The 15,625-nt window shown below is 46.7% G+C and carries 17 protein-coding genes; 3 read left to right on the top strand and 14 right to left on the bottom strand.

Going from position 1 to position 15,625, the window contains the following annotated elements; all coding sequences use genetic code 11:
- Window positions 1-292, top strand: a 292-nt coding sequence (locus tag G548_RS0116345) for an IS1182 family transposase (protein WP_022795224.1), incomplete at its 5' end; no start/stop codon positions are given.
- Window positions 293-324: 32 nt separating this feature from the next.
- On the opposite strand, the gene ccpA is transcribed toward G548_RS0116345, so the two are convergent.
- The 14 genes from ccpA to G548_RS0116275 all read right to left on the bottom strand — a co-directional run bounded on the left by ccpA (window position 325) and on the right by G548_RS0116275 (window position 14,737).
- Complete coding sequence (gene ccpA, locus G548_RS0116340; protein ID WP_022795223.1) at window positions 325-1,335, bottom strand: catabolite control protein A; 1,011 nt, start codon at window positions 1,333-1,335, stop codon at window positions 325-327.
- Window positions 1,336-1,676: 341 nt separating this feature from the next.
- The gene (locus G548_RS0116335) at window positions 1,677-2,753 is read right to left on the bottom strand and encodes a bifunctional 3-deoxy-7-phosphoheptulonate synthase/chorismate mutase (protein ID WP_022795222.1); all 1,077 of its coding nucleotides are present in this window, start codon (window positions 2,751-2,753) and stop codon (window positions 1,677-1,679) included.
- 205 nt (window positions 2,754-2,958) lie between these two features.
- On the bottom strand, window positions 2,959-3,390 hold the full coding sequence (locus G548_RS0116330) for a YtxH domain-containing protein (protein WP_022795221.1): 432 nt from the start codon (window positions 3,388-3,390) through the stop codon (window positions 2,959-2,961).
- Between the two features lie 16 nt (window positions 3,391-3,406).
- The gene (locus G548_RS0116325) at window positions 3,407-3,820 is read right to left on the bottom strand and encodes a DUF948 domain-containing protein (RefSeq protein ID WP_022795220.1); all 414 of its coding nucleotides are present in this window, start codon (window positions 3,818-3,820) and stop codon (window positions 3,407-3,409) included.
- A gap of 209 nt (window positions 3,821-4,029) precedes the next feature.
- Window positions 4,030-5,340 (bottom strand): UDP-N-acetylmuramate--L-alanine ligase, encoded by a 1,311-nt coding sequence (murC, locus tag G548_RS0116320; protein ID WP_022795219.1) that lies wholly within the window; start codon window positions 5,338-5,340, stop codon window positions 4,030-4,032.
- A 180-nt stretch (window positions 5,341-5,520) separates the two neighbouring features.
- The gene (locus G548_RS0116315; RefSeq protein ID WP_022795218.1) at window positions 5,521-6,162 is read right to left on the bottom strand and encodes a hypothetical protein; all 642 of its coding nucleotides are present in this window, start codon (window positions 6,160-6,162) and stop codon (window positions 5,521-5,523) included.
- Between the two features lie 25 nt (window positions 6,163-6,187).
- Window positions 6,188-7,288: a nicotinate phosphoribosyltransferase gene (locus G548_RS0116310; protein ID WP_022795217.1), complete on the bottom strand. Its 1,101-nt coding sequence runs from the start codon at window positions 7,286-7,288 to the stop codon at window positions 6,188-6,190.
- Window positions 7,289-7,394: 106 nt separating this feature from the next.
- The gene (locus tag G548_RS19675) at window positions 7,395-9,983 is read right to left on the bottom strand and encodes a DNA translocase FtsK (protein ID WP_022795216.1); all 2,589 of its coding nucleotides are present in this window, start codon (window positions 9,981-9,983) and stop codon (window positions 7,395-7,397) included.
- Between the two features lie 99 nt (window positions 9,984-10,082).
- Entirely contained in the window at window positions 10,083-10,721 is a 639-nt protein-coding gene (ytpR, locus tag G548_RS0116300) for a YtpR family tRNA-binding protein (protein WP_022795215.1), read from the bottom strand.
- A gap of 63 nt (window positions 10,722-10,784) precedes the next feature.
- Window positions 10,785-11,585: a DUF1444 family protein gene (locus tag G548_RS0116295; protein ID WP_022795214.1), complete on the bottom strand. Its 801-nt coding sequence runs from the start codon at window positions 11,583-11,585 to the stop codon at window positions 10,785-10,787.
- A gap of 120 nt (window positions 11,586-11,705) precedes the next feature.
- Window positions 11,706-12,041, bottom strand: a complete 336-nt coding sequence (locus G548_RS0116290) for a thioredoxin family protein (protein ID WP_022795213.1) — start codon at window positions 12,039-12,041, stop codon at window positions 11,706-11,708.
- 37 nt (window positions 12,042-12,078) lie between these two features.
- Window positions 12,079-13,089 (bottom strand): PTS sugar transporter subunit IIC, encoded by a 1,011-nt coding sequence (locus tag G548_RS0116285; protein WP_022795212.1) that lies wholly within the window; start codon window positions 13,087-13,089, stop codon window positions 12,079-12,081.
- A 62-nt stretch (window positions 13,090-13,151) separates the two neighbouring features.
- The gene (locus G548_RS0116280) at window positions 13,152-13,661 is read right to left on the bottom strand and encodes a DUF84 family protein (protein ID WP_022795211.1); all 510 of its coding nucleotides are present in this window, start codon (window positions 13,659-13,661) and stop codon (window positions 13,152-13,154) included.
- 2 nt (window positions 13,662-13,663) lie between these two features.
- Window positions 13,664-14,737, bottom strand: coding sequence for a M42 family metallopeptidase (locus G548_RS0116275; protein ID WP_022795210.1), 1,074 nt, complete (start codon window positions 14,735-14,737; stop codon window positions 13,664-13,666).
- A 153-nt stretch (window positions 14,738-14,890) separates the two neighbouring features.
- On the opposite strand from G548_RS0116275, the gene G548_RS0116270 reads away from it, so the two are divergent.
- Together G548_RS0116270 and G548_RS0116265 are read left to right on the top strand one after the other, a co-directional pair.
- Complete coding sequence (locus tag G548_RS0116270) at window positions 14,891-15,196, top strand: PepSY domain-containing protein (RefSeq protein WP_022795209.1); 306 nt, start codon at window positions 14,891-14,893, stop codon at window positions 15,194-15,196.
- Between the two features lie 148 nt (window positions 15,197-15,344).
- On the top strand, window positions 15,345-15,625 hold a 281-nt coding region (locus G548_RS0116265), incomplete at its 3' end, for a helix-turn-helix domain-containing protein (protein WP_022793740.1).

The raw sequence follows: 15,625 nt of genomic DNA, 5'->3' as shown, positions 1-15,625 counted from the left end.
CGCAGAGGGCAACCGGCAGGTCCGCATCAACCCGGTCTATGAAGAGGGCAAGGCGATCGCCCGCCGGGCGTTAACGAGTGACGAGGGAGCATCCACCTATGCCCGGCGCAAGATCGAAGCCGAAAGTGTGTTTGGGCACTTGAAAGCGAACCGCCGCTTTCGCCGGTTTGCCCTCCGGGGCACCGCCAAGGTGACCACGGAATTTGGATTGTTAGCCGTCGCTCACAATCTACGAAAAAAAGCGGAAACTACGAAAAAAGAAGCCGGAGAAACATCTCCAGCTTCAGCTTAAAAGAGCTATCATTCGATTTTTGGGACAGCCCCTTATTTTTCAGGGATAGTAGTAGATTGTCTGTATTCCAGACGATGCGGAAGGACTACGGTACTTTCATCTACTTCCTCTTTGTTCATAAACTTCGTCAAGAGGCGCATGGAAACTGCCCCAATATCATACATTGGCTGCACTACAGTAGTTAATGTCGGCCTTACCATCGTCGCAAGGCGTGTATTGTCAAAGCCGATGACGTTCACCTGATCCGGTACGACGAAACCGTCATCCTGCAGACCGTGAATAACACCGAGCGCCATTTCGTCTGTAGAAGCAAAAATCGCAGTTGGAGGATTTTCGAGTTTCATCAGAGACTGTGCAGCCCGTAGCCCGGAATCATATGAATAATCTCCTACTGTCACTAATTCTTCTTCAAAAGTAATATTGTTTTTATTTAACGCTTCTTTATATCCGCTGAATTTTTTATATCCATTGACCGGGTCTTCAAGAGAGCCGGAAACCATACCGATTCTTTGGTGGCCGCCCTCGATTAGCTCTTCCACAGCGTCAAAAGCAGCATCTGCATAATCGATATTTACTGAAGGTACTTCCTTATTTTCATCGACTGTCGCAGCCAGGACGATTGGCACCGGTGAGTGTTTAAACTGTTCCACATGCTCCTCGGTAATTTCGCCGCCCATAAATACAATGCCATCCACCTGTTTTTCAAGCAGAGTGTTAATTAGATTAATTTCCCGGTCTTTATTCTGATCGGAGTTGCTGAGGATGATATTGTATTTATACATCATTGCAATGTCTTCTATTCCCCGTGCCAGCTCAGCAAAGAAAATACTCGAGATATCGGGAATAATCACACCGACCGTCGTCGTTTTTTTGCTTGCCAGACCGCGTGCTACAGCGTTTGGACGGTAACCAAGGCCTTCAATGGCATCCAGCACCTTTTTTCTTGTAGCTGGCTTTACGTTTGGATTTCCGTTCACCACACGTGAGACGGTCGCCATTGAAACGCCAGCCTCTCTTGCTACATCATAAATTGTTGTATTCACTAGTAATCCTCCTTCAAGTCCCTTTCATCCACTTCTCAACAGATGATGCTATCATATAATAATGGTTATCGCCTCTGCAATTCATTTATGAAAAATTTTCATAACTTCCTATCCAATAAGGTTTATTCAGGTTTGTTCTTTTCTTCACAATCACAGATTTTCCAATCATACCATATTAAACATAAAACGTCTTTATTCTTGATTTAACCTGTTTTCAATTGTTTTCATTCTACTATGTTTTCATACTTATTTTCAAGAAAACGCTATCAAATAATTTAAATTAATTATCAGGGCTCACCATATAAAAAAGCACAGGCAGCCCTGTGCTTTCTTGTACTGAATTATGATTTGTATAATCCGGAAGCCCGTAAAGAATCCAGGAAGGATTCAAATTGAGCAAGATCCATTTGCTGAGCGGAATCAGAAAGAGCGACAGCCGGATCAGGGTGTACTTCAGCCATAACTGCATCTGCCCCAATAGCGAATGCTGCACGTGCTGTTGGCTCAAGCAGATCTCTTCTGCCCGTAGAGTGCGTCACGTCCACCATTACTGGAAGATGTGTTTCTTTTTTCAGAATTGGTACTGCAGAGATATCGAGGGTATTTCTCGTTGCTTTTTCGTACGTCCGGATGCCGCGTTCGCAAAGAATAATGTTTTCATTCCCTTTAGCCAGAATGTATTCGGCGCCTTTAATCAATTCATCGATAGTCGACGACATGCCGCGTTTCATTAATACAGGCTTGTCTACGCCACCCACTTCTTTTAATAGTTCAAAGTTTTGTGAGTTTCTTGCACCGACCTGAATAACGTCGAGGTAGTCCAGTGACATTTCTACATCCTGCGGGCTTACGATTTCGCTGATTACTACCATGTCCAGTTCATCAGCTACACGACGCAGAATTTCAAGGCCTTCTTTGCCAAGTCCCTGGAAATCGTACGGGGAAGTTCTCGGTTTGAATGCTCCGCCACGCAGAAGGCGAATGCCCTGGCTTTTCATAAATTTAGCTACTTCGTATACCTGTTCGTAGCTTTCAACGGAACAAGGTCCTGCAACAAGACGCTGAGAACCGTCTCCAATTTTTTCACCTTTCAGGTCAACAATTGTATCTTCAGGCTTTTTCTTCCGGGATACCAGCAGCTCTTTGCGGTTATCGTCTTCCTGAAGCTCAAGACCTGCCTGAAAGATTTGTTTGAAAATATGCTGAACCGTGGAAGTGTAGAAAGGTCCTTCGTTATGTTCTGCAATATGATCAAGCATATGGCGCTCACGTACCGGATCGAACCGTTTCTGGCCGGATTTGCTTTTTACGTCCCCGATTTCCCGGACCAGACGGCCACGTTCATTGATCAGTTCCAGCAGCTTTACGTTCACATCATCCAATTGTTCTCTCAAGGCATCTAACTGTTCGTTACTCATGCTCTCCACTCCTTCAGTCAATTACTTATCTTTTCGATTACGCCCAATTATAAACGAAGAATTCTGTTCTGTCAGCCCTTTTTTCTTTATTTCTTAAACGCTTTTAAGTATTAAAGTGTTTTTGCCTTTAGAATAAGCTTTTTATCTATAATTCACTGGAAAAACATATTAAAAACCGCTGCGTTTAACACAGCGGCCTTAACTTTTACGTATTATTGCTGTTGTTTTCCGTCGAATCTTTATGCAGATCGCGCACATCTTTTTTTACATCTTCTGCTGCTGCTTCTTCACTTTCATCGATACGTTCATTAAGTTCTTTTGCCAACTCTTCCGCAGACTTTTCTTCGTCTTCCCCCGAGCTTCCTTTCACCCGCTCATATAAATGAGAAGACTGCGCAGAAACATTTTTAGCTAGTTCACTGGACTTATCTTTAGCACGATTTGCCCATTCACTGCCTTTTTCATACGCCTCAGAGGTTAGTCCGCTTGATTTCTGCTTTACTGACTGAGTGCCTTCGGAAAGATCCTGGCGCCATTCTTCTCCGGATTTTGGTGTAAGGAGCAGCGCTGTTGAGGCTCCTACAATACTTCCAATAATTGTTCCAATAATAAAATCTTTTGTGTTGTATGAAGCCATTCTTTATCGTCCCCTTTTATTTTGTCCGTTTTTTCCAGCGGGCATACAAATCAATAAAGGCATTCCCCCACTGAATTACCTGGGTGACCTGCTCTGATTGTTTTGAAGAATAATTGGAAACAGAATCGGCTACACGACGGAATGAGTGGTTAACATTATCCACCGATTCCCCGACATTTTGCAGCGACCCTACAAAACCATTAATACTCTCTGTTTTAGTCTGCACATCTTCCATAATAGTATTAGAACGGTTAAGCATAGCCTCTGATTCTCTGGTAATGCCCTGTACCTGCTGCTCTACTTGTTCCATTGTATTCCCTACGCGCTCCATCATTGTAGTCGCTGTTTTCAGCGTTTTCACGAGGAAAATAATTAGAACGGCAAAAGCGATCGCTGCGATTAGCGCGCTTATGTACCCTAAAATAGCCATATTACCATACACCTCCTGTCGCCATTTTACCACTATTTGTTTGGTTTGAAACTCCATTCTTCATAGAGGACCTTTCTGTTCCTTTGTTCCCTTTTCCCATTAAAAGTATGCATCCTGAATGAAAAAACAATCAATTTGACGACTATTCAAATCTTTTTTGATATTAACACCAAAAGAACGGAAAGCTTTTGCTTCCCGTTCTTTTAATTTTACTGTTTGGAGGATTCAAGGTGGGCTTCATAGGCCCTCTGAAACTTTTGAATGTCTCCGGCTCCCATAAATAAAAGTACAGCATCATTATGTGTTTCAAGCACCTGAACACCGTCTTCCTGAATTATTCCGGCTCCAGGAATACGCTGTTTTAAATCATCGATACTTAAGCTTCCATCCTGTTCCCTGGCTGATCCGAAAATATCGCAAAGGTAAACGTAGTCTGCCATCTGCAGGCTGTCTGCAAAATCATCAAGAAACGCCTTTGTTCTTGAGAACGTATGAGGCTGAAAAACAGCTGCTACCGGCCGGCTTGGGTACTTTTGTTTCGCTGACTCAATAGTAGCACGGATCTCGGTAGGATGATGGGCGTAATCATCAATCAATACCTGCGAGCCGGAAATTTTTTCTGTAAACCGGCGTTTTACTCCGCTAAAAGAAGCCAGCTGTTCACGGATGATAGAAGCCGGTACTTCTTCATAGTGACAGATAGCAATAACGGCGAGCGCGTTTAAAATATGATGATTGCCATAGCCTGGAATCGTAAAACGGCCAAAACGGTCTCCGCGTATTTGAACATCGAAGCTGGTGCCGTTTTCGTCTACTGATATATTTTCTGCGTTAAAATCATGTTTTCCTTCAATGCCGTAGTAAACAATTGGTACCGGGGCGTGGAGCTTTTGAAGATGCTCATCATCACCGCAGGCTACAATACCTTTTTTTACTTTTTGGGCCATTTCATTAAACGCCTGCACGACATCCTCTACGTCAGAAAAATAGTCTGGGTGGTCAAAATCGATATTTGTCATGATGGCGTAATCAGGTACATAATTCAAAAAATGACGGCGGTATTCACAGGCTTCAAACGTAAAAAAGCGGCTGTTTTCCATACCCTTTCCCGTGCCGTCGCCAATTAAGTATGAGGTTGGCTTATACGCCTCGAGCACATGGGCTAAAAGACCGGTTGTTGTCGTTTTGCCATGAGAGCCCGCTACTGCTATCGAGGTGAAATTCTGAAGAAATTCTCCTAAAAACTGAGGGTATGAATGAACCTCCAGCCCTGACTGCTTTGCCTTTTTCACTTCTTCGTGGGTATCACCATAAGCTGCTGAAGCCACTACTGTCTGCCCTTCCTGGATGTTATCAGCCTGAAAAGGAAGAATAGAGATGTTTTTCTTTTCAAGAGGCTGCTGGGTAAAAAATGTTTTTTCAACATCCGAGCCCTGTACAGTGTGGTTCATATCGTGCAGAATCTGGGCAAGAGCACTCATGCCGGATCCTTTAATTCCAATAAAATGATAATTAGACATATTGTCTTCCTCCGTTCTTTCAAAAAACCTTGCCGCCAAAACGCACAGGTGAAAGAGATCGTTTTTCATGGTGTGTATCATATGTAAACATACTTGTCTTATTATAGCAAAAACCTTTAGTTCCTCCAATGGAACGACTTGAATTGGCCAGAAAAGCCTGAATCCCGTCTTCGTTTAAGGTTAAAAACTAACAGACGGGAGTGCAAACTGCAGCCAGGAGGCCCCTTTTTCTTTATGCCACCGAATGTGTTCTTCCTTCTGGTAAGCTTTTTCCGCTTCAAGCATCAGTGCATGAAAGTCTTCGCTGCCGGGCCGGAGCGGTGCTGCCTGTCCCAAACGGGTATCCTCAAACCCCACACGCGCTGTCCGGACAAGCCAGGTCGATGAAACAGCCGGCTCCAAAGCAGCGTCCCGCTGCAGCCGGCCGGAAAATTCCTGCTTCCCGACTGCTCTTATCCAGTGGTTTTTTTCATCTAACTCTACCGGCAGCCAGGATGCCGTTAATAACAGGCCCCCGAGCTGGAGATCCATACGGGTTCTAGCAGACAGCGTCTGCTTTAAGAACATATCAAATAAGTGGGTACCGATGATTGTAACGTAATCATACGAAAACCATTCCTCAAACAGCGTGTCCCACGGCTTCTTTTCCACCTGCTCCACCGCGAGGCCGGTCTGTTCGGCAAAAAGGTGCTTTGCACGCACCTTTTCACGCAGGTTCGTATTTTCTTCTTTCCAGGCTTTAAATGCTGCGAGCAGGCTTTCGAGGCGCCGGTCCGCTTCTGCCTGCCGGCGCTGTCGATACCTTTGTATATCCGAACGCACGGCCAAGAACTCCTTTCCGGGAAATTTAATACTCAACGAGCTCCATTCGATTATTCGGGCGGTATTTCCGCCCCGCTTTAGCTTCATGTTTTCCATTTAATAACACATTGTCTCCCGTAAAACCAATATGAATTTTTAATAGGCTGCTGCCAATACCATAAATATCAACAGGAACGTCTTTAGCTTCATATTCCTCAATACGGGCCGCGTTGAAACCACCACTTACCATTATTTTAACATGCTGAAAACCTTCTTCGTCCAATACTCGCCGCAGGGCAAAGATCAATTCGGGATTGGCACCCGTAGGATTGAAGGAGCCAAGCACTTCTGGATGACGGCAGAAATATTGGTCCACCATACTGCCCGACGTGTCGAGACGCACTGTCTGGAGATCGCTGCCGAACTCTCTGGCCACTTTCAAAGAATCGGTAATCACATCATTATTATAATCCACCAGTGCTACGAGTTCATCCTCCGGAAACGTTTCTTTGTAGGCGCGGGTTGCCTGGATAATATCTCCTTCGAAAAGCTGGAGAAGGGCGTGCGGCATGGTGCCCATACCCTTTTTCCCCCACCATTCACTCATAGCGTGGGTCGCCTGGGCCTTAGAACCGCCAATAAAAGCGCTGTAACCATCTCCTGCCTGCTGCGTGAAGTGATCATCCCGGTCTCCCATGAAAATTACGGGCTTTTTTCTTCCGGAGATTTTCGCCGCGTTTACAACATTAAACACATTTGTGGCAACAGAGGTACGTCTCGCAAGTATACCGTCGATCAGGCCTTCGAGGAAGCCGAAATCCTGATACTTTCCTTCCACCGTCATCACTGTTTCATACGGCTCAATTTTGTTGCCGTCTTCAAGGGCGTGGATAACAAGTTCTCCCGGGTTGGAGGAGAAGGTTTTAACCAAAGCCACCGCTTCATCCACTCCACATAAAACGGCGTGATCCTTTTGAAAAAACTGCATCAGCACACGTTCATCCGGCTTATATTTCTCCGCGATTTTTTTGGTCTTCAAAAAGTATACCGCGGAAAACCAGCCTTCCTTTACTCGTTCGTCGAATTTAAATGTTTCGTTTGTTAATCGTTTTTGTTTTCCTTGCAGTTTGAGTTCAATTTCTTTCATAACGGCTGCTCCTTAACCTATGTATCAGAATAAGAGCCCGTGATTTTCCACGGGCTGCTTCTTTTTATTCTATTTATCATATAAAACCTTCCACACGAAAGCAAGCTTATACGGATTCTTCCCACTCCTGCCGGGTTACTAATACATTCCGCGGCTTGCTCCCTCTCGCCTCCGAAACGATACCACGGTTTTCCATCGTATCGATCAGCTTGGCCGCACGGTTGTACCCTAAAGAAAACCGGCGCTGCAGCTGGGATGCGGAGGCCTGCTTCTGATCAATAACAAATTCGCACGCATTATCGTAAAGCGGATCCTGGTGCTCTTCTTTTTCGAGGTGCTTCTGCAGCTCCTCTTTCTGGAACTGATAAACAGGTTTTTTCTGTTCTTTTACAAAGTCTGTAACAGCGTCTATTTCTTCATCCGTCACAAATGTGCCCTGGACACGTGTTGGTTTGGACGCCCCGTTCGGGTAGAAAAGCATGTCGCCCTTGCCAATTAACCGCTCAGCGCCTCCCCCGTCCAAGATAGTGCGTGAGTCAACCTGGGAGGATACAGAAAATGCTATTCTGGTTGGAATATTTGCTTTAATAAGGCCTGTAATGACGTCCACTGACGGACGCTGCGTTGCCACAAGCAGATGCATGCCGCAGGCTCTTGCTTTCTGGGCAATACGGCAGATCGCATCCTCCACATCCTGCGGTGACACCATCATCAGGTCTGCGAGTTCGTCAATTACAATGACAAGGTAAGGCATTTTATCAGCCGGGCGTCCCTGTTTTTCCATGCGCTCATTGTATTTTTTCATATCGCGAACGCCTTCCCGGGCCAGTCGTTCGTAGCGGTCTTCCATTTCCTGAACCGCCCACTTCAACGCTCCTGTAGCTTCCTTGGCGTCGTTGATTACCGGCGTAATAAGATGAGGAACCTCCCGATACGAAGCAAGCTCCACCATTTTAGGATCGATCAGCATCCATTTACACTCTTCCGGCGAAGACTTGTATAACAGGCTAAGCAGGATAGAGTTGATGCAGACACTCTTTCCTGAACCGGTAGCGCCTGCGATCAATCCATGCGGCATGTTTTGCAGATCAGCTATAACTGGATTGCCTCCAATATCGAGACCCATGGCTACTGACAACGGCGATTGATGATTTTTAAATACGTCCCGACGGAGGATCTCCCGTAAAAATACCGGCGCGGAGGTAGGGTTAGGCACTTCAATGCCAATAGCATTCTTTCCCGGTATAGGCGCTTCCATTCTTAAATCCTTCGCAGCGAGCGCCATTTTGATATCATCTGTCAGATTAGTCACTTTTGTTACTTTCACTCCCGGCGCAGGCTGAACTTCAAACCTTGTAACCGACGGCCCTTTTGTAATCTGGGAAACCTTTGCATCCACATGGAAGTTTTTTAACGTGGTTTCAAGCTGTTCTCTCTGGTCTTCCAGTTCGCTCTGGTCTTCGTCCTCTTTTTTAGGAGGAATATTGAGCAGCTGAAGTGATGGCAGCTGGTACCCCTTTTGTTTTGGCTGCTGGGCAGAACGCTTATCCTTAGGATACATCATGACATTAAACGGGGTGGACGTAGAAGTCCGCTTGCTGCCGTCTTGTTTTTTCGACGGCGCTTTTGGCCTTTCTTTCACGGACGAAGGCGAAGAATTTTTCGCTTTTTCTGTTTTCGTTTCGTTGATACTCGCGGGGAGTTCGCTACTTTCCGGTACTGGCACTGGCTTATTTTCTACCGGTGCCGGCTTTATTTCCTGCACCTCTTCTACAACAGTATCCGGGGTGCGTTCTTCTTCCCCGGGAGCAGAGACTGTCTGAGAAGCATGCTCCTGCTCCGGCGCCTCTGGGTCTATGGGCGCTGTATCTGCGGCTTCTTCCGGTTCTATTTCAAACGCAGTGCCTGAGGGAAACAGATCAGGATCTTTTTTTTCCTCTGACTCAGGTTCATCCTCCGGCGCACTGCTCTCAGATTCCTGGTCTTTTGCTTCCGTGTCCCACCGGCCACTTCTCTGCGCCCTGCTGATTTCCATAAAGCGGTCGGTATCTTCCTGCAGAATGGAAGGAGCCCGGCGCTTTCGGCCGGCCTCTTTCTCCTCGACCTGCTTCGTTACGGATGAAGGCCTTCTGTCGCCCGCCCGGATTGAATTCAGAAAAGCGATATCCTGTCGGATCTGTTCCTGGACGGAGGTTTCCTTTCTGTCTTCCGCCTCCGGGTCCCTTAAATTACCCGGATGCAGGTCAGCCTGCTGATATCCGAAGATAGGGGAAGGGATACTCCCTGCTTCAAAGTTTTTCCCCCGGAAATAGCTGGACTCCTCTGTCACGGGCTTTTTTTCATCTCTGGAATCAAGGCGTTTAGAGCTTTTTTCACTACGCTCCTGTTCGGCCCCCCCACGATCGTAGCCAGCTGTGCGCGGTTCGGCAGGAGTGCCCGAAAGCTTTGCTGCGCTCGGTCGTTCAGGGGCCCGTGCGCTGTTTTTTTGTTTTTGTGCTTCCTCATAGCTTTTAGGATAAACATTAAACATTTTCACCGGCTCAGATTCCTGATACGTCATTCTCGCTATGTATGGAGGAGGATCCTCTCCGGAGCGCTTTATACGACTTTCATGGTTGTTTTCCTCTGGCTGTTCTTCATCGTTAAAAAGAAAATGCTGCATTCTTTTCATCCATTGTTGAAAGGATGACGGCATTTTCAACCCCTCCTTTTCTTCCCGGACCTTTTTGAATTTACTTTTCTATACCTGCACAAGAAAAACCCCTAGCACAACTAGCGGTTTTTCATTCACTTACTACACGGAGGCCGGAACCGGGTGTTCGTGATACTGCTTATAAAAGTCCTGTCCTGTTTCATACGTATCACCGAGAACGAGGATACCTTTTTCTGTCTGCTTTTCCGGCAGGGCAAGCTCAGACACTGAGCAGATCATGCCAGTAGAAGTCACACCACGGAGCTTCGATTTTTTAATCTTCATTCCTGAGGGCATAACCGCCCCTGGTACTGCCACAGCTACTTTTTGGCCGGCATCCACATTCGGGGCACCACAGACAATTTGAAGCGTTTCTGCTCCTGTATCCACCTGGCAGACGCTCAATTTATCTGCATCCGGATGCTGTTTTTTCCCGGTCACATATCCCACCACAAATTCAGACTGGGCCGGCGCTTCAAGCGAACTGTCTATATTGTTTTCTTTCAGGGCTTTATTAACGAGCTGGACATGGTCTTTATCCGCTGCTATCCGGCCTGTGCCTGTAATTTCTCCGTAGGAGGAGGCATTAAAAATATGATAGCCTACTGTTTCCTTCGTGGTGGCGTGCGTGAGCACGGCCACGTCTTTGTGTCTTACCGTTTCACGCTGTTTTGAGTTTATTGGTTTTAAAGAGATGAGAAGTACATCCCCAATTCCTTTTGGATTATAGAAAATATTCATTCGTTGAGGCTCCTTTTCGCTAACTTAACTTTTATTGTATCACAGCTTGAACGCTCCCGCGAATCAGGTTTTAGGGCGTTTTTTGGCTAAAATAAAGATCGGTTCGAATTCTCCGTTTTCATACATAAACGGAAGAGCTGTAATCGGTACCCGGCCGTCATTAAAAAAGCGGAAAGCCATCTGCCCGAGCACATCGTATCCGTTGTCGTTTGTGATATCTGCAATAATAAAGACGTCATTGTGGGGCACAGCTACTGCCATATCGCCCTGCACGTCTTCAGCCACACTCTGCAGCAGGGCTTCGTTTAATATACGGCTTGCATCGTAACCATCATTTGTATTAATAAAATAAAACGTGTTTCCCGCCACCGTATCCTTTTTCATCGGCACTTCCAGCGTTTTTAAATTATTGCGGGCGGCCCGGCGGATGCTTTCCGTTTCTATTTGTTCGGCTTCAAGCGTCTCCTGTTCGATCAGGGAATATGCTTCTCCCATATCGAGGGCGTAAAAAATTCTTGTTTCCGCTGTATGATCGTCCCATACGAGTTCCTTTCCGTCTTTCGTTTCGGTCGGAAAGGAAGTGGAACGGATGACCGGATAAATATATTGCTCCTGCCCGGAAAGTGAAACATCGCGTTCCATGGCGCGAAACGAGGTGTCAATATAATGTACGACCTCTTCCACAGCCTTTTCTCCTTCACGTTCATATTTTGCGGCCCATTTGCTTAAATCCAGGTCCACCCCGGTTTTCAGCTGCTTGTGCTCGACCCGCAGCGAGCTTTGTTCCTCATCATATTTAAACGTACGGGAATTGTCGTCTTTCAGTCGTTCCCGCAGTATGCGCTGTAGCTTTCGTACTTCCATTCTTATCGCTCCTCTTGAAGATTCTTAATTCCATCGTAACATGTGCAGACTTCTACTCCCACACTCTTGCTTTCTGTCAAAAAAAGACTGTCCCTTTTTTAGGGACAGCCCTTTTAATCTTTATGAAGCGGCGTTAACTTTTTCCAGTGATTCGTTCAGGAAATGCTGGACTTCTTCCGGTGTCTTCCGCTGCTTGCTTACGAAGCGGTGCACTTCTTCTCCGTTATGAAAAACCAGAAAACTCGGTATGCCCATCACTCCGTAATCAATGCATACATCCATCAGCTCATCACGGTCCGCTTTGTAGAAGGTAAATTGGTCATACTGCTGTTCGATTTCCGGCATCGCCGGATCAATATACGTGCAGTCCGGGCACCAGCCGGCTGAGAACATAATCACTGTATTTCCATTATCAATAGCTTGATTGAAGGATTCCTGTGTAGTTAAATTTTCCATTGTTTTGCCTCCTTTAAATTAATACATACAGAAGAGGTTACCCCTCCCGTATCTTCATATCACCCATTCTAATCCAATTTCGTTTTCTCATCCACTCTGACAAACCGAGACTGATTAATGCGGGAGCAACGACATGAAGAAGCATTACTGCGCCAAGTACTTCAAAGGAAAAACCCATCGTCTGAAAGGTCATTATCTGGCCAACCAGACCGCTCGTTCCCATACCGGCACCTGCTGCATTATTTTCCATCATAAAGACCATTGTGGAAAAAGGGGCAACGATCATACCGGCGAGGGTCGGTGGAATCAAAATGAGCGGCCGCCTCACAACATTTGAAACCTGAAGCATGGAGGTACCAATACCCAGAGCAGCAAGGCCGGAAAATTTATTTTCCCGAAAGCTGCTGGCTGCAAAACCAACCATTTGGGCTGCACACCCTACGGTAGCTGCCCCGGCTGCAATCCCGTTCAGATCAAGAATAATGGCAATAGCCGCACTTGAAATCGGGGCTGTCAGAGCAAGGCCCATCAGCCCGGCAACTAAAATGCCCATAACAAGCGGCTGCCGCTCTGTAGCCCATACAATTAAATCTCCAAACCCTGTCATAAATGCCTGAATGCCCGGACCGAGAAGCCGGGCTATCCCATAGCCGGCAATAATCGTTACCAGCGGCGTTACAATAATATCAAGGCGCGTTTCTTTAGATATCAGCTTACCCAGCTCCACTGAAACGAGAGCTGCGATGAAAGCCCCTGCCGGGCCTCCGAGCTCCGCTCCCGCAGCACCCGTAGCTACCGCAGAAAAAACAACCAGCGGCGGCGCCTGCAGGCCATATGCCACTGCTACTCCGATCGCCGGGCCCATTAATGAAATCGCAAGCGCCCCCATGTCTTCAAAAAAAGCAATACCGAGCTGCTGGCCGATTGTCTGAATGATTAAACCGATAATTAAAGACGCAAACAGGCCAAGTGCCATGTAGCTCAAAGCTGTAATTACATATGTCTTTACACTTAAATTTACACCCTTTTTCAAAAAAAATGAACGCATCCACTCTCTCCTTTTCTTTTTTTCCATTGTAACCGTATTTTCATTTAATGAAAAGGCGCCGTCTAAAAACGGCGCCCAGTTTGATATATCCACTGTCCGTAAAGCAGAGAGACTATATGATGAAATAGGGCAGTACGGTCCACCTGGCCGGCGGTTAAAATACCGATAGCTCCTTCATTTTGATGAACATTTTCCAGCTTGGTATAGTGGTCTACTGCCGTTTTTAATTCCACTCCGTCATGAAGCATAACAGCAATACGTTCCGGAAGCAGTATACGGGCCCCGCCTGCTGTCCATACAGCAGTTCCATCCGTAAGCGCCCCCCAGCTGCACAAATATACATCTTTTCCTTCGGGCTGCACGCCGCCTTCAAGTCCTATGCCCAGATCAGCGTTTTTTTGTGCATACCATGCCCGGTTCACAGCACCTTCTCTTGTTTCCTGATCAGAAAATGGCTGGTCACTTACTCCTGAAACAGCGGACACTCCCGCCACAGAAAAGTCCGGGCTAAACACCTGGCGGACAGCCGCCACCTTTACAGCATTTTCTGATCCCACCATAACCTTTTTCAATCTCAGACTCCTTTATGAATCATATCAAGGGCCTGCTGGTCTGTAGTCCGCACGAGCTTCGTCAGCAGCTCTTTTGCTGCAGCGTAATCATCCACGTGCAGCAGTGAAGCAGAGGTGTGAATATAGCGGGAGCAGACACCGATAACGGCAGACGGAATACCTTCATTGGCCATATGCACCCGGCCGGCGTCTGTCCCTCCCTGGGAAATAAAATACTGGTAAGGAATGTTGTTACTTTCTGCTGTATCGAGAACAAAGTCCCTCATACCGCGGTGAGTAATCATCGTCTGGTCAAATATACGAAGCAGCGCTCCCTTGCCCAGCTGGCCGAAGGCATCCTTACCTCCTGTGGAGTCGTTCGCCGGACTTGCATCCAGCGCATAAAAAATATCCGGCTGAATCATTTGAGCAGCCGTCTGTCCTCCGCGAAGTCCTACTTCCTCCTGTACTGTAGCACCTGCATAGAGCGTATTCGGAAGGTTTTCACCCTGGACTTCTTTCATCAGTTCGAGTGCGAGCCCGACTCCGTACCGATTATCCCAGGCCTTTGCCATAATTTTTTTCTCATCCGCCATCGGGGTAAATGGGCACACCGGAGACACCGGCATTCCCGGGCGGACTCCGAGTTGCTCTGCATGCTCACGACTGTCTGCTCCGATATCGATAAACATTTGATTTAACGGCATAGGTTTTTCACGCTGCGCCGGTTCAAGCAGGTGCGGAGGCGTGGATCCAATCACCCCCGGCACACTTCCTTCCTCTGTATAAATCTGGACACGCTGCGCAAGCAGAACCTGGCTCCACCAGCCGCCAAGCGTCTGGAACCGGATCATCCCGTTTTCATCAATGGATTTGACCATAAAACCAACTTCATCCATATGGCCGGCTACCATGACCTTCGGCCCCTCCTGTTTGCTGTGCTTCACTCCAAATAAACTGCCGAGCCGGTCCTGTATAATTTCATCACTTACCGGTTCAAGCTCTTTTTTCATATATGTACGAATCTGGTGTTCAAATCCCGGGACCGCCGGTGTCTCTGTTAGATACTTAAACATATCGAGTGTTTCCTGCTTCATAGAATACCCCTTTCGATTATCAGGCTCTGCCTAATTTTCATTTTATCGAACGAGTCACGTTTTTACCACTATTGAAAACGGGTATGTATTTGGATATACGCATTATTTGCGGTATACTGATTAAATAAGAAATGGAAAGGCAGGGACATAATAATGAGAACAAAGAATATTCTTATTGGAGTAGGTCTTGGAGTTGCTTTGGGGATTTTAGTTAAGCAGTTCACAAAGAAAGATGAAATTTCTCCGGAAAAAGCGCTGAAGACAGTTAAAGAAAACGTGCAGGATCATCTTCCCGTTAACGGCTCCTGGATTCACATGACGCCGGAAACGTACAAAAAAGACGACCTGGAATACAAGGTTTACCGCGGCGGCCTTTCAAGCACCAACCAGGGAGAGACCCGTCAACTAGACTTTATTGTAGATGCTGAAACTGGCACCATTTTGGAACTAAGCTCTTAACTCAACATAGCCCCGGGCCCCTTCAAAAAGGCTCCGGGGTTTTTTATTTCCGTCTAAACAGAAAGACAGGCTGCCTAGGTATGATATGCTCCCCTTTAAGTAGACAGATGAAATAAATCATCTGTTTTGCTTAGAGGGGAGCATTTTTATGCCTTATCGAGGATATACGACCGAGCAGAAAATAGAAATCATCCACGCTTTTGATCAGAGGACAATGAATATGGCTGAGTTTTGTCGTCATTGGGACATCAACGAAAAGACGTTAAGGGGATGGATCGATCGGTACGAACGCCATGGAGCCGAAGCGCTGACGAAAGCCACCCAGTGGAAGCGGTATCCCCCGGAATGGAAACAAGAAGCTGTGGAAGCGTACCTGAATGAGGGGATATCCCAGCGGGATATTATTAACCTCTACGGCATTTCGAGTAG

It is taken from the genome of Marinococcus halotolerans DSM 16375, assembly GCF_000420725.1.
GTDB classification, from domain to species: domain Bacteria; phylum Bacillota; class Bacilli; order Bacillales; family Marinococcaceae; genus Marinococcus; species Marinococcus halotolerans.
Note: the sequence above shows the minus strand (reverse complement) of the source record. Positions and strands in the feature narration are given on the sequence as shown.

Excerpts from the sequence above, each read along its gene's own strand:
- G548_RS0116335 (WP_022795222.1), bottom strand. The coding sequence starts at position 2,753 with ATGAGTAACGAACAGTTAGATGCCTTGAGAGAACAATTGGATGATGTG.
- G548_RS0116330 (WP_022795221.1), bottom strand. The coding sequence starts at position 3,390 with ATGGCTTCATACAACACAAAAGATTTTATTATTGGAACAATTATTGGA.
- G548_RS0116325 (WP_022795220.1), bottom strand. The coding sequence starts at position 3,820 with ATGGCTATTTTAGGGTACATAAGCGCGCTAATCGCAGCGATCGCTTTT.
- murC (WP_022795219.1), bottom strand. The coding sequence starts at position 5,340 with ATGTCTAATTATCATTTTATTGGAATTAAAGGATCCGGCATGAGTGCT.
- G548_RS0116310 (WP_022795217.1), bottom strand. The coding sequence starts at position 7,288 with ATGAAAGAAATTGAACTCAAACTGCAAGGAAAACAAAAACGATTAACA.
- G548_RS19675 (WP_022795216.1), bottom strand. The coding sequence starts at position 9,983 with ATGCCGTCATCCTTTCAACAATGGATGAAAAGAATGCAGCATTTTCTT.
- ytpR (WP_022795215.1), bottom strand. The coding sequence starts at position 10,721 with ATGAATATTTTCTATAATCCAAAAGGAATTGGGGATGTACTTCTCATC.
- G548_RS0116295 (WP_022795214.1), bottom strand. The coding sequence starts at position 11,585 with ATGGAAGTACGAAAGCTACAGCGCATACTGCGGGAACGACTGAAAGAC.
- G548_RS0116290 (WP_022795213.1), bottom strand. The coding sequence starts at position 12,041 with ATGGAAAATTTAACTACACAGGAATCCTTCAATCAAGCTATTGATAAT.
- G548_RS0116285 (WP_022795212.1), bottom strand. The coding sequence starts at position 13,089 with ATGCGTTCATTTTTTTTGAAAAAGGGTGTAAATTTAAGTGTAAAGACA.
- G548_RS0116275 (WP_022795210.1), bottom strand. The coding sequence starts at position 14,737 with ATGAAGCAGGAAACACTCGATATGTTTAAGTATCTAACAGAGACACCG.
- G548_RS0116270 (WP_022795209.1), top strand. The coding sequence starts at position 14,891 with ATGAGAACAAAGAATATTCTTATTGGAGTAGGTCTTGGAGTTGCTTTG.